Genomic DNA, 3,758 nt, shown 5'->3' with positions numbered 1-3,758 from the left:
GTGTGTGTGTGTGTGTGTGTGTGTGTGTGTGTGTGTGTGTGTGTGTGTGTGTGTGTGTGTGTGTGTGTGTGTGTGTTAGCACTTTTTCCGAACCCACCAAATTATTGGACGAAAAAATCACAGAGAAATCAAAATTTCTCTGCGTCGCGGGGGTGATGGAATATGTAGCTATGTAACTCACGGCGGCAAAGGTATATTAATCAATTCTTTTTCACAAAAGTTGAGGTTGCTTTCTTGATTTAAAACAAGAGTATAGATTATTGTTCAGAGTCGAAGAAGCCTAAAGAAGTAGAGTCGGTGAAGGCGTCTATCTGGCGGCGATCTTTCTTAGTTGGTCTACCGGTACCGCGTGCCCGGTCAACGAATCCGCTTATGCGGTTCATCTCTAGGAGTTCGTATTGTTCGGGAGCGGTGACGTCGTTATATATTTCGTTGATTAATTTGGCGCCGACACGTTGTTCAATGGGTTTTAGAACCTCGAACGAGTAGGTTATGGGCGGCTTCCTTACGCTCACCACATCGCCTGCCTTGATGGTGTGCGATGGTTTTACATTGAAACCTTTTATTGTTATGCGCCCGTTTTTGCATGCTTCGGCTGCGATACTGCGGGTTTTAAAGATTCGTGCAGCCCAGAGCCATTTGTCTATTCGTGCGGAGTCGTTCATGCAGTTAGATTTTATTTTTTTCCAAGTTTGTTGTATTCGTTCATCGTGACGTTTATACCGGCTAGAACAAAGCTTCTAATCACTTCTGTTGTAAGGTCTATGGTAGAACTAAGTATTTGTTGTTCGTCGGCGGAGAAGCGACCGAGCACCCAGTCTATTTGTCCTCCTCTCGGGAAGTCGTTGCCTATGCCGATGCGCAGCCGAGCATAATCTGGCCCTATGAGTTGCTGTATGTGCCCGAGACCATTATGCCCGCCATTTGAACCGTTTGCCTTTAGTCGGAATGCGCCCAAGGGTAAGGCCAAGTCGTCGGATATTACGAGGAGTCGTTGCTCATCTATCTTTTCACTGTTAAGCCAATAGCGCACGGCATTGCCTGATAGGTTCATAAATGTGGTTGGCTTGAGGAGAATAATCTTTCGTCCTTTGAGCGATGTCTCGGCCACCATTCCGTAGCGCTTATCTTCAAAAACAATATTGGACGCTTTTGCAAAAGCGTCCAATACCATAAATCCTGCGTTGTGCCTGGTTCCCTCGTATTCTTGTCCGGGATTGCCAAGGCCACAAATCAAATATTTTTCCAATGTGTAAGTTTATTCTTCGTTTGACTTCTCCTCGGCCGAACTCTCCTCTTCGCTTTCCTGTTCTACGCTCGATGCAATAGAGTTACGGGTGGTCTTGATTGAGCAAACAACAACTTCGCTTGGAGTAATCATCTCCAGACCTTCGAAACTTAGTTCGCCCACCTTGATACTCTTGCCGAGAGTGAGTTTAGTTACATCAATGTCGAGGTGCTCGGGAATTTGCTGATAGGGGGCACGAACATTAATCTTGCGTATCGACATATTCATTCGTCCACCGTCGCGAACACCTTGTGCTAGACCAATGAGCTTGACGGGTACACCCATCACAATAGGTTTCTGATCGTTCACCTCATAGAAGTCGACATGCAAAAGGGCATCAGTTACTGGATGGAACTGAAGTTCTTTCATCACAGCTGTGTGACGCTCGCCGTCTATAATAAGCTCAATCACGTAGATGTGCGGCGTGTAAACAATCTTGCGAAGTTCGGCCATGGGCGATGAGAACGAGAATGCAACCGGCTTGCCATCTACTCTGTTTTCGCCGTAGAGGTTGCAGGGAATTAATCCTTCTTTACGAAGGAGCTTTGACGCTTTCTTTCCGAGGTCTGTGCGCTTCTGACCTGAAATCTTGATTTCTTTCATTTTGTTTGTGTTACTCTAAATTAATATGATTTTAATTCGCCATCACACACCGAGAGGCCTTATCTCAGGCCTCTCTAGTTGCAAAAAGCGTTTGCAAAGATACGTTTTTAGGATTCATTTCCAAATAGCTGTTCGCTTAAAGCACTTTCATACGCCAAGTTACTCCGAGATTCAACAGGGAATATTTGTCGGTTAGTACGCCGTTAGGATTGGTGTTCTTTCCAAAGGCGTAGCTATAGTAACCATGGATTCGTATACGTTCGTCTTTGAGGGGGAAATATTCGGCTCCACCTCCGATACGTGTAATCTCTGTTCCGTTGTAGACACAATGGTCAGCAGTGGTTCCCGATTTATTCACATCGTAGCTCACTTTGGCGAAAAGATTAAGCTGTGTGATTGGTCGATAGCAAACTTGCCCGGCTATGGTACAATCACGCCTAATGAATGTTTGTCCTGACGATGCTCGGTTGAGCAAATCAAGGTCAATACGCACTGGTCCGAGATGGAAACGATTGCCTAGAGCGATATAGTTGATAAACTTGTTTGGCTCATATTCCATCATATTTATCGACCACAGTGGTTCGAAAAATCCGTGCTGGCCATGCCACATTATATTATAGGAGTATGTGTCGGGAGACATGCTCCAAAATGGGCTTTGACACACCTGTGCAGTGAAATTGTCTTTGCCGTTGTTTATGGTAAAGTCGGCGCTTACGCCCCATTGGTAGCAACTGAAATTGTAACAGAACTCTGAAAGGGCATAACAATCAATTGGTGCTGGCTCAAGTTCCCATCCGCCTACCCATACGATAGACTTTCCGGCCGTGACTGCTATGTTGTCGTTAGCCTGATAGCGAATGTTTAACCAGTCTGTAGAGTCGAAGAAACTCTTGTCCTTATTAATTGTATTGAGTCGCTGTCTGTAGGCATAAGAGAACTTCGATGTGATGTGCCCTTTTAGTACAACATCCACAATGTTTCCCTTGAATCCGCTTGCTTCCTTAATATTCGTTCCGTCGCTGCTAGCGCGCTGATAGTCGGCACGTGCTTCAACGGTCAGATTGAGTGGTCGACGCTGTTCTTGAGTAATCGAATCGGTTTGTGCCATAGCCACTGAGCTGCCAGACAATAGAAAAATAACGATACTTTTTAGTTTCATCTTTTAAGTGAGTTAGATGTTTATTCTTCTTCTATCTCGGGTAGATTACGCCGTTCTTTCTTACTCCAAAGGCCATAAACATCGCTCACTGTGTCGATAGAAACAAACGAGTGAGTAGTCTCGTGCAAAAGGAATTCATTTAGCTTTGTGAACTCATCATTTGTAAGGATAACCTCAAGCTGAACGCCTTTCTCATGAGTGTATCCACCAACTATCTCGTGAATCGTTACGCCTCGTTTGAGCTTCCTCATCACGAATTTCCTAATCTTCTCGTGGTCTTTAGAGATGATATAGACTCGTGTTTTCGCATTCATGCTAATCATGAAGTAGCGAAGAATCATTCCGTTGAGCCATGTGCCAATAAGTCCAATCATAACCAGTCCTACGTCGTTGATTGCAAAGGCTGTACAGCAAATGAGACCGCCCGCAATGGCAACCGCCGAACCGAGGTGAAAACCGGTGTATTTATTGATGATTTTAGCCATAATATCCAGTCCGCCAGTAGAGGCATTTATACTGAACAATATGCTTTGCGATGCACTCAAAACAACAACGAAACACAACAAATCGAACCATGGATTAGCTATCGTTTGTCCTGCTACATGGACGGCAAATATAGATTCCTTGATGGGAATAACTGTTCCCAGGAAGTCAATCATCGGACCGAGAATTAATGCCGTGTAGACCGTCTTTGCTCCGAATTCGTTA

General features: G+C 44.8%; 5 protein-coding genes. All 5 read right to left on the bottom strand.

The features are described 5' to 3' along the window. Positions 1 to 257: 257 nt before the first annotated feature. Positions 258 to 665 (bottom strand): RNA-binding S4 domain-containing protein, encoded by a 408-nt coding sequence (locus HMPREF9140_RS01865; RefSeq protein ID WP_006951332.1) that lies wholly within the window; start codon positions 663 to 665, stop codon positions 258 to 260. 11 nt (positions 666 to 676) lie between these two features. Beyond that, positions 677 to 1,249: an aminoacyl-tRNA hydrolase gene (gene pth, locus HMPREF9140_RS01860; RefSeq protein ID WP_006951331.1), complete on the bottom strand. Its 573-nt coding sequence runs from the start codon at positions 1,247 to 1,249 to the stop codon at positions 677 to 679. A 9-nt stretch (positions 1,250 to 1,258) separates the two neighbouring features. Then, positions 1,259 to 1,891 (bottom strand): 50S ribosomal protein L25/general stress protein Ctc, encoded by a 633-nt coding sequence (locus tag HMPREF9140_RS01855; protein WP_006951330.1) that lies wholly within the window; start codon positions 1,889 to 1,891, stop codon positions 1,259 to 1,261. A 136-nt stretch (positions 1,892 to 2,027) separates the two neighbouring features. Then, positions 2,028 to 3,050, bottom strand: coding sequence for a porin (locus tag HMPREF9140_RS01850; RefSeq protein WP_006951329.1), 1,023 nt, complete (start codon positions 3,048 to 3,050; stop codon positions 2,028 to 2,030). A 20-nt stretch (positions 3,051 to 3,070) separates the two neighbouring features. Further along, the coding region (locus tag HMPREF9140_RS01845) for a YitT family protein (protein WP_006951328.1) at positions 3,071 to 3,758 on the bottom strand (688 nt) is incomplete at its 5' end.

This window comes from Prevotella micans F0438, assembly GCF_000243035.1.
Taxonomy (GTDB): domain Bacteria; phylum Bacteroidota; class Bacteroidia; order Bacteroidales; family Bacteroidaceae; genus Prevotella; species Prevotella micans.
This window is presented reverse-complemented; position numbering and strand designations above follow the sequence as displayed.

Coding starts and splice junctions, on each gene's coding strand:
- HMPREF9140_RS01865 (WP_006951332.1), bottom strand. CDS start 665: ATGAACGACTCCGCACGAATAGACAAATGGCTCTGGGCTGCACGAATC.
- HMPREF9140_RS01855 (WP_006951330.1), bottom strand. CDS start 1,891: ATGAAAGAAATCAAGATTTCAGGTCAGAAGCGCACAGACCTCGGAAAG.
- HMPREF9140_RS01850 (WP_006951329.1), bottom strand. CDS start 3,050: ATGAAACTAAAAAGTATCGTTATTTTTCTATTGTCTGGCAGCTCAGTG.